Genomic DNA, 18,903 nt, shown 5'->3' with positions numbered 1-18,903 from the left:
AGGGTCATCCGAGATCCTCCAGGAGCAAGTCGAGTGCCGCCTCTTCGTGGAGAGCGATGCCCAAGGCATCCATGGCCGGGGCCAGTTCAGCATCCCACCCGGCCTCCACGCGTGGCCCCGTGAGGAGGAGCTGCGGGGTGCCGTGTACCTGCATGCGGGTCGCGAGGTACTCGTAGTCCCCCGCCCTCATGCGCCACGCCTCCGCGCCGTACCGCTCCACGACACGGTTGGCCAGCGCGATCCCCGGCCAGTCGAAGTCACCGTGGTACGCGAAGGCGCACCCGGCGGCGGCCAGCACATCGAGCAGGGTGAGGACAACCGTCGTCGCGCTGCCCGAGGTGCAGACCAGCGGCTCGGTGCAGCCGGCGTCGGCGGCGGCTTCGACCACGCGTGGGTTCTCGCAGACGTGGATCCGGGTGCGGGAAGGCATCGCCAGTCGCAGGGCGCGCAGTTCGCGCAGGGTGAGATGGGTCTCCAGATTGTGGTCCGCCCGTTCTCGCAGGGTTCTCTCGCCCCAGGTCGCGCCCGTCGGCCTGAGGCCGTAGGTGAGCACCGTGCTGGACACCTCGTCCGGGGTGACCGAGGCCAGCCGCCACAGGGCCCGGCGGCCCGGTGCGTCGACGGGAAAGTCGGTGCCGGACGCCAGGGCGATACCGCGCAGGACCAGGCGGGAGAGCATGGTGCCGTCGTCCAGGCCGTGGGCCGAGCCGGTGGTACGGGTGGCCAGTTCGCCGCGACCCCGGGCGACTGGGGAGGGTTCCGCGTCCGGGCCGGGGAAGAGCGTGGCCAGGGTCCGGATCGCCTGGTCGAGGATCGTGGTGGCGGTGTGACCGTCCTGTCGGGCGACCGTACCGGCACGTCGTAGCTCCTCCAGCCACCGGGCCGGCCAGGGCTGGGACGCCAGTTGTGTGGCGGCGAGGGCAGCCTCCGCCGCGGACCACAGCCCGGCCCGTTGCGCCGCCGCCGCGTCCCGGACCGCTCGGCGGTCGGTGAGGGCCGGGCCCAGTTCCGCCAGCGTCTCGGCCAGGCCGCGGCCGACCGCGCTGGCGCGCAGGCGGGTGTCCAGGTCCGGCAGGTGAATGGTGGCGGTGGAAGTGGTGAGCGGCTTGGCGAGGAGGAGGGAGAGGGCCTCACGTTCGGGTTCGTCCAGGTGCTGGAGCCTGATCGTGCCGGTCGGCCGCAGGCCGTTGCGTTCGAGGCGGGTGCGTGCGGCCGCCCAGAGGCGGGTGAGGCCCGGCCGGGTCAGGAAGGCCAGCGTCTCGGTGTCCAGGGGCGTCCCGTCCAGCGCTCGGGGGCCCGTCATACCGACACCAGTCGCCTCTGCCGCCCGTTCCAGGTGTAGTGGAGGGTCGCCACGCCCCTCACATGCGGATCTCGCAGGCACTCGTAGATGTGCAGCGAGGGCACGTCGGGCCAGTTGCCGATCAGGCGTTCGCTGGTGAGGACGAAGTCCAGGTCCAGGTCGACCAGGATGCGGCCGAGGCGCGCGTGTGTGGGCTCGTCGACCTTGGCGAACGCGTCGTCCAGCAGGATCAGCCGAGGCGCGTGCGGGGCCGTTTCGGCGAGGCTCGTGAAGTGGGCGGCCGCGGCGGCGAAGAGGACCAGGTAGGACAGGACGCGTTGTTCGCCCTGGCTGAGGCCTGTACGGCCGGAGAGTTTGCGGCGACTGCCGGGGGCAGCGTCGTTGACCACCCACGGGGTGAAGGTGAACCAGTCGCGGTAGTCGAGGGCGGTGCGCAGGTGGGCCGCGTAGCCTGCGCCCGGGTCGGCGCGGCGGGCGTCCTCGATGCGGCGCTGGAGCACGTCGCGGAGCTGCTCGGACTGATCGCGGGTGCGCAGGCCGGACGGGCTGCGCAGGAGGTCCACCGCCGCCTGGACGTCGGCCTCCACGCCGTCCGCGAGCTTCCAGTCGAGCGTGACGCCCAGCCCGTGTGACGTCCGAACCGTGGACAGGGTGCCGTTCAGGGCGGCCACCAAGGCGCCCGCGGCCAGGACCTGGGAGGAGAGGTGGTCGCCCAGCTCTCCGGTCAGGAACCGCTGGAACACCTCGCGCTCGCGCTCCGTCAGCCGTTCGCGAGCCTCGGCCGCCTGGGCGGCGATGCGCTCGCCGACCGCGGCGATGTCGTGCGGGCCGTGGTCGTCGACGAGACGGCAGACCTTGATGCCATCGTGTTCCTCCAATGTGGCGTCGTAGCCTCCGGAGAGCTGGTCGCGCAGGTCGGTGTGACGGTTGAGGAGGGCGGTGTCCGAGATGTCGCGCCGCTCGGCGTCCAGGTGGCTCCGTACGGCTTCCACAAGCCGGCGCAGCGCCTTGGTGCGGTCGTGTGCGCCGCCCTCGGAGAAGTGCGCCTCGCCTCCCTCGTCCTCCGCCGTCATGTCGAGGCCCGCGCCCCTGGTCACACCCGGCAGGGACAGCACCGCACGCAGTCGCCTGCCACTCGCGACCGCCTCGCCCTCCTGCGTGGCCAGCGCCTCCCGCCGTACTCTCTCGTCCTCCTCCGCGCGCACGCGTTCGTCATGTACGACCCTCACGTCCCGCTCGGCGCCCGGGAGTTGACGCCCCACCGCCTCCAGACGGCGCTTCGCCCCGTCCTCTCGGGCGAGGATCTCCTGTTCCGGCGCGCCCAGCGCTTCCTCCAGGCCCCGGACCGTGCGGCGGACGGCGTCCAGGCGGGCGAGCGGCTCGGTGTAGTCGGACTCCGCTTCCCGTGTGGACGTCAGGGCACGCTCGTAGCCTTCGCGGCCCTGGCGATGGGCGTCGGCGGAGGAAGCCACCGCACGCAGCCGCCTGCGCAGTCGTTCCGTGCCTGTGCCGAGGCGGTCCAGACAGAGGCGTACGGAGTCGAGCGCGGCCGGTTCGACGGGGAGGTCGTTCGCGCTCGCGGTCGCCTCGGCCTCACGCCGGGCGGCGACCGCGCGGGCGCGCGTCTGCTCCGCCTCGCGCGCGGCTGCGGACGCCTTGCCGGACAGTACCTGTGCGGTGCGCTCGGCCTCGGTGGCACGGGCCCATGCGTCGGTCAGCGAACGTGCCGTGGGCGGGTGGCTCAGGGTGTCGGCCACTTGCGCGCGGCGCTCGGTCAGGATCCGCAGGCCACGCTCCTGCTCTGTCAGCTCCTCCTGTACGCCCGCGAGTTGCCGGTCCAGGTCGGCCAGGACTCGGCGACGGGTCGCGGCGCGTACTTCCGCGCCCACGTACTCGGCGGTCTGCTTGGTATGACAGCCTCCGGCAACGCCCAGCTTCCAGGAGCCGTCGGTACCGATCGCGGAGTCCGCCGTTGTGCCCGTGGTCCCGTCCGTGACCAGGGCCACCGCTTGGAGAACGCGCTCGACCTGCTCGGTCATCACCCCGCTGTCCGGTGCCATGACCGGGCGCAGCACCTCGTCGAGCGTTGGTCCCGCGGGCGGTGTGCCGGGGGTGAGGAGGGTGTCTCGCGCGGCCGGGTCCAGGACGGTGCCGTCGGCGCACACCCAGGCGTCGAGCAGGCCGCTGGCTTCAAGTGCGGCTTCCAGGCCCGCCCGGGCCGCCGGCTCCAGGCCCTCGGCGAAGTCCACCAACCGGTACAGGGGTGCGCCCGTGCCGGGTGTGCGGGGTGCCGAGCGGTGGGGCGGGGGCGCGGGCTCGGGGTCGGTGCGGGCTTCCCAGTCAGTCCGCTCACGCCGCAGGCGGTCCTGTCCGGCGGCCAGCTCGCGGATCGCCACCGCACGTGCATCGCGCTGTTCGCCCAATTCCGCCAGCCACGGCTCGACGGCCGACCGGGCGGTGTCGGCCACCTCGTCGGGGGCGTGGGCAGGCAGTGGGCCCTCCGACGGGTCGTGGGCGGTCAGGGCGTGCACGGCGTCGAGGGACACGCCGGTGAGGCTCCGCAGCCGCTCGGTCCAGGCCCGCACGGCGCCCGCGTACGCCTCCCCTTCGCGTGCCGTCTCCTCCCGTCGTCGTCCGGCCCGCTCTCGCGCCTCGTCCGCCTGCTCCTCCAAACGCTCCCGGGCGGCGTCGGTCTCGTGCGCTTCTCGCTGTGCCCGGTGTGTCTTGTCGATGAGCGCGGTCAGTTCGGTCACGGCTCGGGCGCGGTGCCTGATCACTGGCCCCGCGGCGTCCAGTTGGGTGTCCCAGGCGTGCAGGGCCCTTGCGCAGGCCTCGGTATCGACGGCCAGCACCTCGCTGTGGCGCACCAGGTGGAAGTCGCCGTCCGGGGACGTCAGTTCGGCCGTCGTCGCACCGGCAACCGGGGCGACGGCGACCACCGCGGGCTCGCCCAGGTGCACGGGGTCGAGCCCGGACCGCTCCGCCTCGCGCAGCAGCTCGCCGTGCGCCGTGCCGAGCTCGACCAGTTCTCCGCCGAGCCTTCCTGCTTCTTCGGTGAGCCGCCGTCCTGTCTCTTCCTGACCGCTGTGGGCCTGGCGCAGGGCCTTGAAGGCGGTCGCCGCCGCGCTGTGCAGGGCGGTCACCGTGGCACGTTTCTCCCCGAGTTCCTGCAGGCTGCGGTAGGCGGCACTGGCATGCAGGGCGGCGAGATCCGTCTCGGCCGCATCCGCCTCCGCCCTGAGGACATCGAGGCGGGCGGCGAGTTCCTCCTCGCTCGTACGGAGCTTCGCCGCCTTCTTCACCGCCTCGCCCGCCAAGCGCCGGTGCTCCACCAGCTGTTCCAGCTCGCCGTTCACCTCGTCGGCCCGGCGGCGCAGCGCCCCGTGCAGGTAGCCGCGGTAGCCGGTCAGGAAGGTCCGCAGCGCTTCGTCGGTCCGCTCCAAGCGCCCGAGGTCGGTCCGTACGGCGTCCAGGTCGTCGAGATTGCGGGCCACCTTCTCCACGACCTCGTCGTCGAGCGCGGGCAGCGTCTCCGCGAGGACGGAGACCAGACCGCCGGAGTCGATGCGGTCGCCGATGGTGGGGCGCCGTAGGCGGTGCAGCAGGTGGAGCAGGTTGCGGTAGCGCGCCGGATCGGTGAGACCGAACAGGTGGCGGGCGACGCGGGCCCGGTGCTCCACGGCGCGGTCGGTGACGTGCTCCGGGCCGACGAGTGACTTGAGCTGGTCGACCGGCAGCGGCTGACCGGCGGGGGCCAGGTGCAGGTCCTCGCCCACCCGCAGCGGGGTGACGAAGAAGAAGGGCTTGGCCGTCCTCGTCGACCGGGAGGCGCGGATGGCCGCACCGAGGGTGAGGTGATGGTCGTTCCCCTGCTCGTCCGTCCGCGTGAACTCCACCCACAGGTAGCCCAGCCGGTTGGTCTGCTCGAAACCGTCGAGCATCAGCCACAGGAGCGTGGTCCGGCCGGTCCCGGTGGCGTCCAGAGCGCGGGCGTCACCGTCGAGGAGGTACGGCAGCAGCATCTCCAGGGCCTTGGACTTGCCCGCGCCGTTCTTGCCGCGCAGCAGCAGGCGGCCGGCGCCGAAGGAGAACTCCTGCTCGTCGTACTGCCAGACGTTCCGGATGCCTGCGCGGTGCAGGCGGTAGCGGTGCGGGGAAGGGGGGCGGTTCACCGGGTCGGCTCCTCGGGCTCCTGGGAGACGTCGTCTGCTGGGGACTGTTCGGTACGGGAGGTGACGGCCACCGTGGTGGCGAACCGGGCGGCCGCGGCGAGCAGCACCCAACCGCCCGTGCCGTCCTGCCCGCGGGCACCCGAGACGTCCGTGACGGACCGGCCGTCCAACGCCGCGTCCTCGTATCCCTCGGGCAGTCCGTGGCCGTCGGCGCGCACCGGGGCGGCGGGCGCCATCAGGCCCATGCGGACCAGGAGGTCGAGGACGGCGGCGAGCAGCCCGTCCCGGTCCTCCAGCAGGCCTCGCTGCCAGTTGCTGCGTCGGCCGTACTCCTCGACGAGTTCATCGAGCAGTTCGGGCAACAGCGCGTCCGGGACGGGCACGCCGATGACCAGCCTCCCGCCGGCTGCGGGGTGGCCGGGATCCTCGGGGCGCAGCCGGTCGACCAGCCGTCCCACCAGCAGCAGCGCCGCCTGGGCGACGGTGCCGGTGCCGGGCAGGTGCAGGTCGGTGAGGTCACCGTCCGGGTCGACGAGGGCGATGCCCTCGGCACGGATCTCGGCCTCCAGACCCAGCAGCTCGGAGAAGGCCTGGGACTCACGCCGCTGCCGGGTCCGCAGCCATTCCCGCTCGGCCCCGGTGAGGTCGTCGAGGTGGACGGCGGGTGTCTCGACGAGGCGTCTACGGACGTATGTACGCGGGCCGCCGAAGCCTGGGTCGGCGGCGCGGCGTACGAGGTCCGCTCCGTCGCGGCTCTGCGCCAGCGGTCCGGCGACGACGGCGCGGGCGATCTCGCGGTCGACGGTCAGCAGCGCCTCGCCGCCCCGCTCCTCGGCGACGGCCGACACGTGGCCCTCGGTCTCCGTCAGCACGCCCCAGTCGACGAGTTGGCGCAGCGCGGCTGCGAGAGTGCGCCGCTCCGCCTGACGTCCGGTGTCACTGATCTCGATCCCGGCGTCGACGGCGGCGGCCCTCAGGTCGGCGACGAGCTGGGAGAGCAGGAGCTGCTCCGGGGCGGTGACGAGGACCGAGAGGGCGAGGGTCAGATAGGCATACGTCCGAGGAGTGAACGGATTGCCGGTGGTCGGCCGCTCCAGGCGGTGGCCGGAGCCGGGGCCGAGGCCGGCCTTGAACAGGCGGGCGTACGACGCCTCGACGAGGAGTCGGTAGCCGAACACCTGCTGGAAGCGCGAGGCGAGCCAGTCGGCGTGGCGGCGGATCAGCGGGAAGGTGTCGCTGTGCGAGCCGTCGCTGGTGACCAGAGGGTGTGCCAGCAGCAGGCGGGCCGCGGCGCGACGTTCGGCGGCGAGTGCCACGTCGTGGGCGGAGGGCAGGGGCATCAGGCGCTCGCCTCCTCCGCTGCGGCGGACGCCGAGGCGCTCTCGACAGTCAGGGTGAGATCGTCCGCCGTCAGGTCGCCGTCCACGGAGCGCAGGAGAGTATGCCTGCCCGGGGTGCGCCACGCCGTCAGCCTGATACCCAGATCCGCATCGCCTGCCTGCGCCCCGTCGAGCTGGAAATCACCGGCCTCCTTGTTCAGTTGGGCGTTGCCGAGGGCAGCGGTGAGGAGTTCCAGCAGCAGGCGCATGGCTGCCGAACCCAGCTTCACCTGGTCGAACCGGCCGGATGCGCTGCGCAGTTCGGCCACCGCGGCTTGGCGGGCGGCGGCCTGCTCGCGCGCCTGCTCCACAAGGCGGCCTTTCTGCACGCCGTGGTCCTCCACCGCCGCGGCCCGCCCACGCGGGGACCGGCTGCCACGCTCGCGCAACGCCACTGGCACCTCGACGACGGGTCCGGTCCACCAGCTCACGTACGCCGGTACGGACCGGTCGGGATCCGGCGCCACGCCCAGATGCCGCGCCCCGTACAGCCCGAAAGCAGCGACCGCGATGTCATGGGCCTCCTCCGGCTCCGCGGCGTCGAACCAGGCCGCGAGCCTGAGCAGGTCCTTGCGGCGGGACATCTCCCCCGACGCGGAGCGCAGCATCCTCTTGGCGTTGGCGAGCAGCGACTGCAAGGCGCGCAGGGTCGCGTCCCGGAGCTGGTCCACCTGGCTACCGTGGCCGTCACTGTCGGCGAACCAGTCGCGCAGCCCCTCCCAGTCGGCCAACTCCCGTCCCCGGCTGCGCTGCACCCGCGTCTCGGGCAGCGTGTCGGAAAGTGCTCCGAGGCCTGTCGCATGGGCGTCGATGCAGCTCAGCAGCGTGGGTAGGTGGGGCCAGATCGCCCGCAGATGGGCGGCGATGCGCGGGGCGCGGAAGGACACGTCCTCCGTGATCGCCTCGACGTAGTCGAGCAGCAGTTCCTTGAACCCCTGGTACTCGGCTCCGTCGAGGTCGTAGCGGGCCAGCACCTGGCCGAGGTAGGCGTAGAAATCCCGTACCGACTCGGCGAATTCGGCGAACTGCGCGAAGAGGGTACTGATCTTTTCCAGTGCCTGCTGCGGGTCCGCACCGCCGGGCACGGCGGCCAGGGCGGCGATCTCTTGGAGCCCCCGGTCGACGAGGGTGAGCAACTCACTGCTGACCTCACGCGCGGCGTCCGCTCCCGCCAGCACCTCGTCGGCGTCGCGCTGCACTCGTTCACCCAGCTTGGACAACTGGTAGCGGGACCGGGAGCGTTGGTACTCGGCGATGCTGGTCGCTGTGACCGTGTGCGTGCTGCGCAGCAGATTGCCCCAGCGCACGAGCTGTTCGAGCCGGGCGGTGAGTGTCTCCGCGTCGAGCGCTGCCGCCGGGTAACCCGCCTGTGCCAGCTTGGCGCGCACGTCGGGTACGGCGAGGTCCGCGAGCAGGGTGCCGCAGAACATCCGCATCACCGCGACGTACTCCAGCCGCTCGGGCGCGCTGAGGTAGGCGTAGGCGCTGAGCCGCTGCCAGGTCTCGGCATCGCTCCCCTCGTCTGACCGCTCATCACGTGGTTCTTCGCACAGTTCGTCCCCCACCATGCTGTCGAGCGTACGGACCGGCACCGACACTCCGGAGAAGGTTCGGGGAATCCGGCTGGGCCGTGTGGGCTCTCGGGCTCCGGCTTGTTCACACGTCGATGGCCGGGGCGAACGTGCCTGCCGCCCGGCCTCCGGTGGTGGGTGGTGCTGCTGGCCGGCACGGGTTCGACGCGCGAGTGCGCCACGACTTCCCCTCCGACTTCCGTCGGCCGGTGGGTTCCGCCCGGGCCGACTCGCGGTGCGTTTCGCCGAGCGCGCACTCCTCAGGGCATTCAGTGCTGCCCGAGGGACTTCCTGCCGCGTAACGCGGCAAACCTCCGAAAGATCGGATAGGGCCTCCGTCGCAGATGAGAGGCCGTTCCAAGGCAAAGCCGCAAGTGGCGGCAGACGAGTCGGGCTGTACGCCGGGTTCTGTTCCCAGGGTTCCTCGCGGAGCCCTGGGCGACGGCCATCCATCTACGACCGGCGTTGCCGCCGGCCTCCTGCGGTCTACCCGCGGACTCGGGCGGGCAGCCCTCGAACGTCCGCGCAGAGCGCTTTTTACGGCGCTCCTCTTGACCTTGCTCCGGGTGGGGTTTACCTAGCTGCCCAGGTCGCCCTGGGCACTGGTGGTCTCTTACACCACCGTTTCACCCTTACCCGGCGCCGAAGCGCCGGGCGGTTTGCTTTCTGTGGCACTGTCCCGCGGGTCACCCCGGGTGGCCGTTAGCCACCACCCTGCCCTGTGGAGCCCGGACGTTCCTCGGGAAGCCCCCTGAGGGACTTCACGCGGCCGTCCGCCCGGCTCGTCTGCCGTGTGGACCATGTTACCGGCCTGCGGGGGGCCGTCGTCGCCAGGACCGAGCCCGCCAGGATCAGGGCGAAGGCCACGGCGATCCCCGCGGTCAGGGATTCGTCCAGGAACAGTGCCCCGGCCGCCACCGCGACCGCCGGATTGACGTACGTGAAGACCGTCGCCCGCGTCGGGCCGACCTCCTTGATCAGCTCCAGGAAGGCCACGAAGGCGACCGCCGTGCAGATCACGCCCAGGGCGGCCAGGGCGGCCAGACTCTCGGCCGACGGCATCGCGGCAGGCCACGTCAGTGCCGCCGCGGGGGCGTAGACCAGGGCCGCGAAGGTCAAGCAGGCCGCGGTGAGGTGGAGGGAGGGGACGTCCCGCAACCAACGCGCCGCGATCAGCGGGGCCGTCGCATAGCCCAGCACCGTCAGCAGGACCTCCGCCAGGGAGCGGGCGTCACCGCCGGTCAGGTGGGGGACGGTGAGGGTCGCCACGCCTGCCAGGCCCAGGGTGAGGCCGGTCAGGCGGCGGACGCCCAGGTGCTCCGTCTGGCCGAAGAAGCGGGCCAGGGCGACGCCGACTATGGGTACGCCGGCGATGAGCAGGCCCGCCGTCGAGCTGGACAGGTGGCGTTCCGCGTCCGTCAGGGTCCACCACGGGCCGATGATCTCTATGCACGCGAAGGCCAGCATCGGGCGCCAGTGCCGTCGTATCGTCCGGGGCAGGCCGCCCTGGCGGATTGCGAAGGGGAGCAGGAGCGCCGCGCCGAGGGCGCATCGTGTGAAGACCACCATCGAGGGGGAGACCTCGTCCACCGCCACCTTGATCATCAGGTACGGGATGCCCCAGACCACGCTCATCAGGGCGAAGAGAAACCAACCGCGTGCTGTCATGCGGCGAGTTTCGGTCGGCTCACCGTCCCGTGTCTTGAACGCTGTTGCGGTACGCCGCCGGGGTGACGCCCAGTACTCGGCGGAACCAGCGCGTGAGGTGCGCCTGGTCCGCGAAGCCGACCAGGCCGGCGACCTCGGCCGGGCGCAGGCCGGTTTCCAGCAGGCCTCGTGCCCTGCTCACCCGGTGCTGGGCGAGCCAGGCGTACGGCGGCACCCCCATCGTCGTACGGAAGGCACGCAGGAGCTGGTAGCGGGAGAGGCCGAGGTCGGTGGCCAGGGACGCGAGGGAGGGTGGGGCCGTGAGCTCGTCGGCGAGGCGGTCGCGGACGCTCCTCGCTATGTGATCGGCGCCCGCGACCGTGTCGGTCGTCGCCCGGGCCGTGGAGTGGCGGCGGGTCAGGGCCGTCATCAGCCACGGGATGCGGGACTCGGCCTCCAGGGGGTCCGGGCAGGCGGCGAGTTCGGCGTGCGTGCGGCTCAGGGCCGTGGCCAGGTCGGGGTCGTCGAGGAGGGGGTCGTGGAAGTGCGGGGCTGCGGTGCCGAGGGTGCCGTCGGTGAGCAGGGACGTATCGGCGTACAGGGCTCGGTAGGCGTATCCGCCGGTCTCGGCCGGGCCGCCCGTGTGCATCTCGCCCGGTGCCAGTACGACGATGGAGCCGGGGGCGGGGCGGAGGCGGCCGCCCCGGTAGTCGATGATCTCGCTGCCCCCGACGCAGACGCCGATCGTGAACTCGTCATGGGCGTGCGGGGCGTAGACGTGCCGGTCGAAGCGGGCGGTGAGCAGATCGAGCGGGGGGCCGTCCCGGCCGAGCCTCGCCCTGGTCCACAGTGCCTGTTCGCCCACCTCGTACCCCCTTCGGTCCTTGGCAGTGCAACACAAGGAGCCTCAGAGAAAGTCCGCCGTGTCCAGGTCGAAGGCGAAGGGGTGGGGCAGAGGGAGCGGCTTGCCGAAGACTACGGCGCGGAGCTCCTGGTAGTCGCCTGACTCAGGGTCGCTGAACAGCGTGATCCACGAGCTCTCTCGGTCGACGAGCAGGTAGAGCGGGATGCCGCCGCGGGCGTAACAGCGGCGCTTGGTCTCCCGGTCGGTCTGCGGCTTCGAGGACGTGACCTCCAGCACCATGGCGACTCCAGCGCATGGCATCCAGGGATCGGCTCCCCGGTAGAGCCTCAGCTCCTTGGGAGCGAAGGTGCCGTCCGGAATCACATGGTCCTGCGGGTAGCCCTCCGCATTCCGCAGCTTCAGCCCCTTGTTCCCGGAGAACAGCATGTCGGTCTGAGATCGCCGATACATCTGGCCCACGATCCGGCTGATGCAGTGCTCGTGATGCCCGTCCGGCACCGGGGTCACCACCACTTCCCCCTCGACGAGCTCTGCCCGGAGCCCCTCAGGGGTGTCCAGGTCGACAAACCAGTCCAGCAGGAGCTTCTGCGTAATCGGATCCTGTGCCACAGCACCCATGCAACGGCCCCGGCGACAACTCACCGGAACGGAACAGCAGCGGGTCACCTGTACGGGAGTCCGCCGGAGGCGTCCGCTTGACCCTGCCGCAACGTCAACGTCTCTACTGATCCCATGCGGATCGGAGAACTCGCCGCCGCCGTCGGCGTCACCACGCGCACGGTGCGGCACTACCACCATCAGGGGCTCTTGCCCGAGCCTGATCGGCGGCCCAACGGCTACCGGGAGTACACGTTGCGGCATGCCGTCGTGCTGGCGCGGATTCGGCGGCTGACGGAGCTGGGGCTGGGGCTCGCGGAGGTGCGGGACGTGCTCGCGGAGGATGCCGGCAAGGATCTTGTCGAGGTGCTCACCGAGCTCGATGCGGATCTTGCCCGGCAGGAGGAGGCCATCCGGGAGCGGCGGGCGCGGTTGCGGGCGTTGCTGGAGACGGAGGGCGGGCTGACCGCCGAGGGGCCCGTCTCGCCTCAGCTGGCCGCCCTCTTCAAGGACATGGCCCACGCCTCCGACTCCCCCATGGCCGCCAAGGACCGCGAGGTGCTCGCGTTGATCGAGACGACGGCCTCCCCCGAGGACCGGGAGCGGCTCATGGGCGTGATGGGTGGCGCCCTGACCACGCCGGACGGTGTGGAGCGGGCCCTCGCCGCCTACGCCCTGCTCGACGACCTCGCCGACGCCGGACCCGACGACCCGCGCGTCGAGGAGGCCGCCCTGGCGCTCGCCGACTGCATGCCCCGGGAACTGCTCCCTGAAGGGTGGGGCAGCATCGACCAGGACGACAGCTTCCTGCGCGCCTTCTACGCCGACTTCGCCCCGGCACAGGCGGAGGCGATCCGCCGTACGTTGCGGATCCTCATGGAAGGGGACGGGCCGTGATGCGGACCGCGCTCACCCTTCTCCGGCACGAGGTGCGGCTGGTCGCCAGCATCTGGCTGTGGGCGATCCGGCGCCGGCACGGGCTCGGGGACGGCACCGGCTTCGGGTACGCGCGCGGGCAGGGCACGATGATGCTGGGATTCGGGTTCGTGATCGTGATCGAGTCGATCATGATGTCGGTGCTGCTGCGGAACTACCCGGCGGTGCAACGGGGGTGGTTCATGGTCGACATGTACACCCTCGTGATCATCATCGGGATGCACGCCGCGTCCGTCGTACGACCGCACGTCCTCGACGCCGGCTTCCTGCGCATCCGCCGTGCCGCGCACGTCGATCTGCGCATACCGCTGGAGAAGATCGCGCACGTGCGCCGCGAGCTGCGCACCACTCATGAGCGGGCTGACGGTGAGCTCAATCTCCCCATCGGGGCGCAGACCACCGTGACGCTCGAACTCGCCGAGCCCGTCGCCCACTTCACCTTCCTCGGCCGCCGGCGGGACGTCCGCCTCGTGCGCTTCCACGCCGACGAGTCCGACGGCCTCGTGCAGGCGCTGGTGCCGGCGGTCAAGCAGGCTCGAACCGCACCTTCGGCGCTGCCGGATCTGCCTGTGTGAGGCGGACCCGGATCCGCTCGCCCAGCGGCAGCGCGTCCGTGCCCTCGATCCGGCCGATGATGGCCGGTGACTCCAACTGCACGGTTCCCAGGGCGGGTTGACGTTCCTCCACCTCCACCACCCAGCCGTCGAACACCTCCCCCACCCGGTCCTTCAGCAGCGCCGCCTCCACGAGGTCGACGCACGCACGCTCGACCGTGCCCGCGCGGCGCGTGCCCTCGGCCATCCGGGCGGGCAAGGCGTCAAGAGCCATGAGAACCCAGTCGGGAATCGGCCGACCGGCGGCGGCCGCGAGGCAGATCTCGGAGGTGTGGCGATCGGCCAGGCGGCGCAAGGGGGCCGTGCAGTGGGCGTAAGGGGCCGCCACGGCGGAGTGGGTGGTGATGTCCGGCAGGGCTCCGTCCCGGAAGACCGTGTAGCCGGCGCCGCGCAGCAGCGTCGTGCACTCCTGGAGGAAGGCCGCGTGGTTCGGGCGGTGGGGGTCGAGGGAGCGGACGAGTTCCGCGTACGAGACGTGGTGCGGCCAGTCGATGTGCAGGGCGTGCGCGGTACGGCGCAGGCGGCCGACGGCGCCGTCGGGGGCGGCGGGGAGGGTCCGCAGGATGCCGGTGCCGGCCGCGAGCATCAGGTCGGCCGCGGCCATGCCGGCCAGCAGGGAGATCTGGGAGTTCCAGCCGTCGGCGGGGAGCGGGGCCCGGAAGGCGAGCTCGTAGGCGTGATCGCGCTCCACGATCTCCTGCTCGGGCACGTTGAGCGAGATCCCGCCCCGCTCCACCTCCAGCCGCTCCCTCAGCTCCCCGATCGTCTTCAGCAGGGCAGGCGATTCCTCGGCGGTTCCCTCGTCGATCTGCTTCTGCACGCCGGCGTAGTCCAGCTTGGCCCGGCTGCGGACGAGGGCGCGGCGGACGTCGACGGCGAGCGTACGGCCGTCCCCGTCGAGGTCGATGGTCCACAGGACGGCGGGCCGGTCCTGGTCCGGGAGCAGGCTCGCCGCGCCCTCGCTCAGCAGCTCGGGGTGCAGCGGGACCTTCCCGTCGGGGAAGTAGAGGGTGGTCACCCGGCGCTGAGCCTCCTGGTCGAGCGCGCCCGACGGTACGACGAAGGCGGCGACGTCGGCGATGGCGTACCGGACGCGGTAGCCGGTGCCCTGCCGGGACAGGTGCATCGCCTGGTCGAGGTCGGTGGAGGTGGGCGGGTCGAGGGTGAAGAAGGGGATGTCGGTGGCGTCGGACGGAGGGAGGGCCGGGGCCTTCGCGGCCCGCTCGGCCTCCGCCAGTACCTCGGGCGGGAAGCTCCCGGGGACGCCGAGTTCGGTACGCAGCGTGGTGAGGGCGGCCCGGAGGGGGGCTTCGGGGGCGCCGGTCACTCGGATGTGGCGGCGGGGCATGAGTCGAGCGTAGGGCGAGGCCGGCCAGGTGGCACGCCGTACCCTGTGGCGGGGTTCGATCGAAGGAGTACGTGTGCTTGTCCTGCTGCCGCCTTCCGAGGGGAAGGCCCCGTCCGGTCGGGGTGCCTCGCTGAAGCTGGAGTCGCTGTCCTTGCCGGGACTCACCGAGGCCCGGGAGGCCGTACTGAGTGAGCTGGTCGAGTTGTGCCGCGGCGACGAGGACAAAGCGCGGGACGTTCTCGGGCTGAGCGAGGGGCTCCGGGGGGAAGTGGCGAAGAACGTCGACCTGCCCACGGCGGGGGCGCGGCCGGCCGGGGAGATCTACACCGGCGTGCTGTACGACGCCCTCGACCTGGCGTCGCTGGACGCGGCGGCGAAGAGGCGGGCGACTCGGTCGCTGCTCGTCTTCTCGGGGCTGTGGGGCGCGGTGCGCGTCAACGACCGCATCCCCTCCTACCGCTGCTCGATGGGCGTGAAGCTGCCCGGCCTCGGTGTGCTCGGGGCGCACTGGCGGGCGCCCATGGCGGACGTGCTGCCCGAGGCGGCCGGGGACGGGCTGGTGCTGGATCTGCGGTCGTCGGCGTACGCGGCGGCGTGGAAGCCGAAGGGCGAGGTGGCGGGCCGGACGGCGTCGGTACGGGTGCTGCATGCGCCGACCCGGAAGGTCGTCAGCCACTTCAACAAGGCGACCAAGGGGCGGATCGTACGGAGCCTGCTCACGGCGGGGGCCGTACCCGCGGGTCCGGCCGAGCTGGTGGAGGCGCTGCGGGACCTCGGGTACGAGGTGGAGGTGGAGGCGCCGGCCAAGGGCGGCAAGGCGTGGACGCTGGATGTGCTGGTGACGGAGATCCACTAGCGGGTCGACGACCGCGCGGACACCCATTGCAGCATGCGCAACGCCCTTTGCGTATGCTGCTTGCCGTCGGCAGGATGAGGCCATGACCTCAGTCCTTGATCTCGCGCCCGTCGTCCCCGTGGTCGTGGTCGACGACCCCTCCGACGCCGTACCGCTCGCGCGGGCCCTGGTCGCGGGAGGGCTGCCCGCCATCGAGGTGACGCTGCGGACGCCGGCCGCCCTGGAGGCGATCCGGGCCATCGCGGACGCGGTGCCGGACGCGGTGGTCGGCGCGGGCACCGTGATCACACCGGAGCAGGTGACGCGGGCGGTCACGGCGGGGGCGCGTTTCCTGGTCAGCCCCGGCTGGACGGACCTGCTGCTGGAGGCCATGCGGGCGTCCGGAGTGCCGTATCTGCCGGGGGTGTCGACCACGTCCGAGGTGGTGGCGCTGCTGGAGCGCGGGGTCCGGGAGATGAAGTTCTTCCCGGCCGAGGCGGCAGGCGGCACCGCCTATCTCAAGTCGCTGAACGGCCCGCTGCCGCAGGCCCGGTTCTGCCCGACCGGCGGAATCGGCCCGACGACGGCACCCGACTATCTCGCGCTGCCCAACGTCGGCTGCGTGGGCGGCAGTTGGATGCTTCCGGCGGACGCGGTGGCGGCACGGGACTGGGGGCGGGTCGAGGCGCTGGCGCGGGAGGCGGCCGGCCTCACAGGCTCACGCGCGCAAGTGTGACGTGTCGTTGAACAGCCGCACGCTCGCGTTGCCGTCGGCGTAGTACGCCACCGCCGAGAGGGAAGCGGCCGAGAGTTCCATGCGGAACAGGGACTCGGGCGGGGCGCCCAGGGCGAGGCGTACGAACGTCTTGATCGGCGTGACGTGCGTGACGAGGAGGACCGTGCGGCCGGCGTACGCCGCGATCAGCTTGTCGCGGGTGGCCGCGATGCGGGTGGCGGTGGCCGCGAAGCTCTCGCCGTCGCCGGTGGGCCGGGCCTCGGGGTCGGCCAGCCAGGCGTTGAGGTCGTCGGGGTACCGCTCGCGGACCTCGCCGAAGGTGAGCCCCTCCCAGGCGCCGAAGTCGGTCTCGCGCAGCCCGTCGTCGACGCTCACGTCGAGGCCGAGGCGGGCGGCGACGATGCCGGCGGTCTCCCGGGTGCGGGCCAGCGGCGACGCCACGACGGCCTGGATGGTCCCGCGCCGGGCGAGCGCGGCCCCGACCCGCTCGGCCTGCTCGCGGCCGACGTCGGAGAGGGACGGATCGGTACCGCCGCTCCCCGAGAACCGCTTCTGCGGTGTCAGAGGCGTCTCTCCGTGCCGCAGCAGAACGAAGGTCGCGGGTGCCCCCATGTCGGCAGGAGCCCAGCCGGACGAGGGGGCGGCCACGGTGCGGGCAGCCCTGACATCGGCCTCGGCCTTCACGGCCGCGCCGCCAGCGTCTCCCGGCGGGCCGGAGGGTCGATCGGACGGGTGACCGGAGGGCTGACCGGACGGCTGACCGGAAGGCTCGGCCTCAGCCGCGGCCCGAGCTGCCCGTGCGTCCGCCGCCGCCAGCTCCGCCGTGGATGCCGCGGCCGACCACTGCTCGCCCCGCTTCCCGGCATCCATCGCCTCGTTGGCGAGCCGGTCGGCGTGCTTGTTCTGCTCGCGGGGGATCCACTCGTACGTCACCTGGGACGCAGGCAGGACGGCCGCCGCGTCGAAGGCCAGCGGCTTCATGTCGGGGTGCTTGATCTTCCAGCGGCCCGACATCTGCTCGATGACCAGCTTGGAGTCCATGCGGACGTGCACCCGGGCCGTCGGGTCCAGTTCACGAGCCGCGCGCAGGCCCGCCAGCAGGCCCCGGTACTCGGCGACGTTGTTCGTGGCGACGCCGATGTACTCGGCCGCCTCGGCCAGCGTCTCGCCCGTGGCCGCGTCGATCACGACCGCGCCATAGCCCGCGGGCCCCGGGTTGCCCCGTGACCCGCCGTCGGCCTCGACGATGAACTCCCGCACGGCACTCCTAGAGGCCGGACTCGGCCGTACGCACCAGGATCCGACGGCAGTTCTCGCAGCGCGCCACGGTGTTCGGCGCCGCCTGGCGGATCTCGTTCAGCTCGGTGATGGCGAGCTCCTGACGGCAGCCCTGGCAGCTGCGCTGGTACAGCTTGGCCGCGCCGATGCCGCCCTGCTGCTGGCGCAGCTTGTCGTAGAGCTTGAGGAGGTCCGCGGGGACCGAGCCCGCCATGACCTCGCGCTCCTTGGTGACCGTGGCCACCTCGCCGTCGATCTCCTCGAACGCGGCCTCACGGCGGGCGGTCGCGTCGTCGACCTTGCCCTGGACGGCGCCGACCCGCTCGGTCAGCTCGGCGACCCGCTCCTGCGCGGACTCGCGGCGCTCCATGACCTCGAGGACGACGTCCTCCAGGGCGCCCTGCCGCTTGGCGAGGGAGGCGATCTCGTGCTGGAGGTTCTCCAGGTCCTTCGGGGAGGTGACGGCACCGGAGTCCAGGCGCTGCTGGTCGCGGGCGGCGCGCTGGCGCACCTGGTCCACGTCCTGCTCGGCCTTGGTCTGCTCGCGGGCGCAGTCGCTGTCCTCGGTCTGCGCGGCGACGAGCAGGTCGCGCAGCTGCGTGTGGTCCTTGGTCAGCGACTCGATCTCGGCGTGCTCGGGCAGCGACCTCCGCCGGTGCGCGAGCTGCTGGAGGCGGACGTCGAGGGCCTGGACGTCGAGGAGGCGGATCTGGTCGGCGGGCTCGGCGTTCAGTTGGGGGCTCCAGATGTATCCGTGATGGCGGACGCCGCGTGGGCGGTCCAGGGGTCGGTGACCGTCTTCGAGACGTGGACGCGCAGGTCCCATCCGTTGCGGTCGGAGATCTCGTCGAGCTGGGTGGCGGCCAGCTCGCACCAGGGCCATTCAGTGGCCCAGTGCGCCGCGTCGAGCAGCGCGAGAGGACTGTGGGCGGAGCTGTGGGCGCGGTCCGCGATGAACTCCGACGCCGGGTGGTGACGCAGGTCCGCGGTGAGGAAGGCGTCGACGCCGGCCGCGCGTACGTCGTCGAAGAGGCTGTCGCCGGAGCCGCCGCTGACCGCGACCGTACGGACCGTCGCCTCCGGGTCGCCGGCGACGCGGATGCCCTGCGCGGTGGCGGGCAGCCGCTCGGCGGCGCGGGCGGCGAGTTCACGGACGGTGAGCGGGTGGTCGAGCTCGCAGATCCGGCCCAGTCCCCTGCGGCCCTCCGGGTCGCTCGGGTCCGGCACCAGCGGGCGTACGACGCGCAGGTCCAGCGCACCGGCCAGTGCGTCGCTGACGCCCGGGTCCGCCGTGTCGGCGTTGGTGTGCGCCACGTGCAGGGCGATGTCGTTCTTGATGAGGGTGTGGACGACCCGGCCCTTGAAGTGGGTCGCCGCGACCGTCGTCGTACCGCGCAGATAGAGCGGGTGGTGGGTGACCAGCAGGTCGGCGCCCAGCTTCACCGCCTCGTCCACGATGTCCTGGACCGGGTCGACGGCGAACAGGACCCGGGAGACCTCCTGGTCGGGGTCGCCCACGACGGTGCCGACCGCGTCCCAGGACTCGGCCCGCTCGGCGGGCCACAGGTTGTCCAGCGCGGCGATGACTTCAGACAGACGGGGCACGCAGGCAAGGCTACCTG

At 72.2% G+C, this 18,903-nt stretch carries 14 protein-coding genes, 1 other RNA gene and 1 pseudogene; 4 read left to right on the top strand and 12 right to left on the bottom strand.

All coding sequences use genetic code 11. The features are described 5' to 3' along the window. Window positions 1-4 precede the first annotated feature (4 nt). From OHT51_RS30030 to OHT51_RS29995, 8 genes and pseudogenes are all read right to left on the bottom strand, one after another. Window positions 5-1,303 carry a TIGR02679 family protein gene (locus OHT51_RS30030; protein ID WP_328882034.1) on the bottom strand — a complete coding sequence of 433 codons (1,299 nt, stop codon included), beginning with the start codon at window positions 1,301-1,303 and terminating at the stop codon, window positions 5-7. Further along, window positions 1,300-5,475, bottom strand: coding sequence for a TIGR02680 family protein (locus OHT51_RS30025; RefSeq protein ID WP_328882033.1), 4,176 nt, complete (start codon window positions 5,473-5,475; stop codon window positions 1,300-1,302). The genes OHT51_RS30030 and OHT51_RS30025 overlap by 4 nt, the downstream gene beginning before the upstream one ends. After that, window positions 5,472-6,815, bottom strand: a complete 1,344-nt coding sequence (locus OHT51_RS30020; protein WP_328882032.1) for a TIGR02678 family protein — start codon at window positions 6,813-6,815, stop codon at window positions 5,472-5,474. The genes OHT51_RS30025 and OHT51_RS30020 overlap by 4 nt, the downstream gene beginning before the upstream one ends. Further along, window positions 6,815-8,422, bottom strand: coding sequence for a TIGR02677 family protein (locus tag OHT51_RS30015; RefSeq protein WP_328882031.1), 1,608 nt, complete (start codon window positions 8,420-8,422; stop codon window positions 6,815-6,817). Before OHT51_RS30015 ends, OHT51_RS30020 begins: the two co-directional genes overlap by 1 nt. Window positions 8,423-8,806: 384 nt before the next feature. Then, window positions 8,807-9,210: RNase P RNA component class A (rnpB, locus tag OHT51_RS30010), an RNA gene on the bottom strand. A 100-nt stretch (window positions 9,211-9,310) separates the two neighbouring features. Then, window positions 9,311-10,093, bottom strand: a pseudogene (locus tag OHT51_RS43405) (DMT family transporter); the annotation flags it as partial. 19 nt (window positions 10,094-10,112) lie between these two features. Beyond that, window positions 10,113-10,937, bottom strand: coding sequence for a helix-turn-helix domain-containing protein (locus tag OHT51_RS30000; RefSeq protein ID WP_328882029.1), 825 nt, complete (start codon window positions 10,935-10,937; stop codon window positions 10,113-10,115). Between the two features lie 42 nt (window positions 10,938-10,979). Next, window positions 10,980-11,555 (bottom strand): Uma2 family endonuclease, encoded by a 576-nt coding sequence (locus OHT51_RS29995; protein WP_328882028.1) that lies wholly within the window; start codon window positions 11,553-11,555, stop codon window positions 10,980-10,982. Window positions 11,556-11,669: 114 nt separating this feature from the next. Here OHT51_RS29995 and OHT51_RS29990 point away from each other — a divergent pair, with 114 nt between their 5' ends. Next, window positions 11,670-12,431, top strand: a complete 762-nt coding sequence (locus OHT51_RS29990; protein WP_328882027.1) for a MerR family transcriptional regulator — start codon at window positions 11,670-11,672, stop codon at window positions 12,429-12,431. Then, entirely contained in the window at window positions 12,431-13,045 is a 615-nt protein-coding gene (locus OHT51_RS29985; RefSeq protein WP_328884488.1) for a hypothetical protein, read from the top strand. The genes OHT51_RS29990 and OHT51_RS29985 overlap by 1 nt, the downstream gene beginning before the upstream one ends. Here the strand turns inward: OHT51_RS29985 and OHT51_RS29980 are convergent. After that, window positions 12,996-14,432, bottom strand: coding sequence for an RNB domain-containing ribonuclease (locus tag OHT51_RS29980; RefSeq protein ID WP_328882026.1), 1,437 nt, complete (start codon window positions 14,430-14,432; stop codon window positions 12,996-12,998). The genes OHT51_RS29985 and OHT51_RS29980 overlap by 50 nt on opposite strands. Window positions 14,433-14,505: 73 nt before the next feature. On the opposite strand from OHT51_RS29980, the gene yaaA reads away from it, so the two are divergent. Together yaaA and eda are read left to right on the top strand one after the other, a co-directional pair. Then, window positions 14,506-15,288, top strand: a complete 783-nt coding sequence (gene yaaA, locus OHT51_RS29975; protein WP_328882025.1) for a peroxide stress protein YaaA — start codon at window positions 14,506-14,508, stop codon at window positions 15,286-15,288. Between the two features lie 82 nt (window positions 15,289-15,370). After that, on the top strand, window positions 15,371-16,003 hold the full coding sequence (eda, locus tag OHT51_RS29970) for a bifunctional 4-hydroxy-2-oxoglutarate aldolase/2-dehydro-3-deoxy-phosphogluconate aldolase (protein ID WP_328882024.1): 633 nt from the start codon (window positions 15,371-15,373) through the stop codon (window positions 16,001-16,003). Here the strand turns inward: eda and OHT51_RS29965 are convergent. From OHT51_RS29965 to OHT51_RS29955, 3 genes are read right to left on the bottom strand one after another with little or no spacing between them, the layout of a single operon-like run. Beyond that, window positions 15,986-17,263, bottom strand: coding sequence for a bifunctional RNase H/acid phosphatase (locus tag OHT51_RS29965; RefSeq protein ID WP_328882023.1), 1,278 nt, complete (start codon window positions 17,261-17,263; stop codon window positions 15,986-15,988). The genes eda and OHT51_RS29965 overlap by 18 nt on opposite strands. Window positions 17,264-17,270: 7 nt before the next feature. Further along, entirely contained in the window at window positions 17,271-18,014 is a 744-nt protein-coding gene (locus tag OHT51_RS29960) for a zinc ribbon domain-containing protein (RefSeq protein ID WP_328884487.1), read from the bottom strand. Continuing rightward, on the bottom strand, window positions 18,011-18,886 hold the full coding sequence (locus tag OHT51_RS29955) for a Nif3-like dinuclear metal center hexameric protein (protein ID WP_328882022.1): 876 nt from the start codon (window positions 18,884-18,886) through the stop codon (window positions 18,011-18,013). The genes OHT51_RS29960 and OHT51_RS29955 overlap by 4 nt, the downstream gene beginning before the upstream one ends. Between the last annotated feature and the right edge of the window lie 17 nt (window positions 18,887-18,903).

This window comes from Streptomyces sp. NBC_00299 (assembly GCF_036173045.1).
In the GTDB taxonomy this organism is placed as follows: Bacteria; Actinomycetota; Actinomycetes; order Streptomycetales; family Streptomycetaceae; genus Streptomyces; species Streptomyces machairae.
Note: the sequence above shows the minus strand (reverse complement) of the source record. Positions and strands in the feature narration are given on the sequence as shown.

Excerpts from the sequence above, each read along its gene's own strand:
- OHT51_RS29985 (WP_328884488.1), top strand. The coding sequence starts at position 12,431 with ATGCGGACCGCGCTCACCCTTCTCCGGCACGAGGTGCGGCTGGTCGCC.
- OHT51_RS30015 (WP_328882031.1), bottom strand. The coding sequence starts at position 8,422 with ATGGTGGGGGACGAACTGTGCGAAGAACCACGTGATGAGCGGTCAGAC.
- OHT51_RS29995 (WP_328882028.1), bottom strand. The coding sequence starts at position 11,555 with ATGGGTGCTGTGGCACAGGATCCGATTACGCAGAAGCTCCTGCTGGAC.
- eda (WP_328882024.1), top strand. The coding sequence starts at position 15,371 with ATGACCTCAGTCCTTGATCTCGCGCCCGTCGTCCCCGTGGTCGTGGTC.
- OHT51_RS30020 (WP_328882032.1), bottom strand. The coding sequence starts at position 6,815 with ATGCCCCTGCCCTCCGCCCACGACGTGGCACTCGCCGCCGAACGTCGC.
- OHT51_RS29990 (WP_328882027.1), top strand. The coding sequence starts at position 11,670 with ATGCGGATCGGAGAACTCGCCGCCGCCGTCGGCGTCACCACGCGCACG.
- OHT51_RS29980 (WP_328882026.1), bottom strand. The coding sequence starts at position 14,432 with ATGCCCCGCCGCCACATCCGAGTGACCGGCGCCCCCGAAGCCCCCCTC.
- OHT51_RS30030 (WP_328882034.1), bottom strand. The coding sequence starts at position 1,303 with ATGACGGGCCCCCGAGCGCTGGACGGGACGCCCCTGGACACCGAGACG.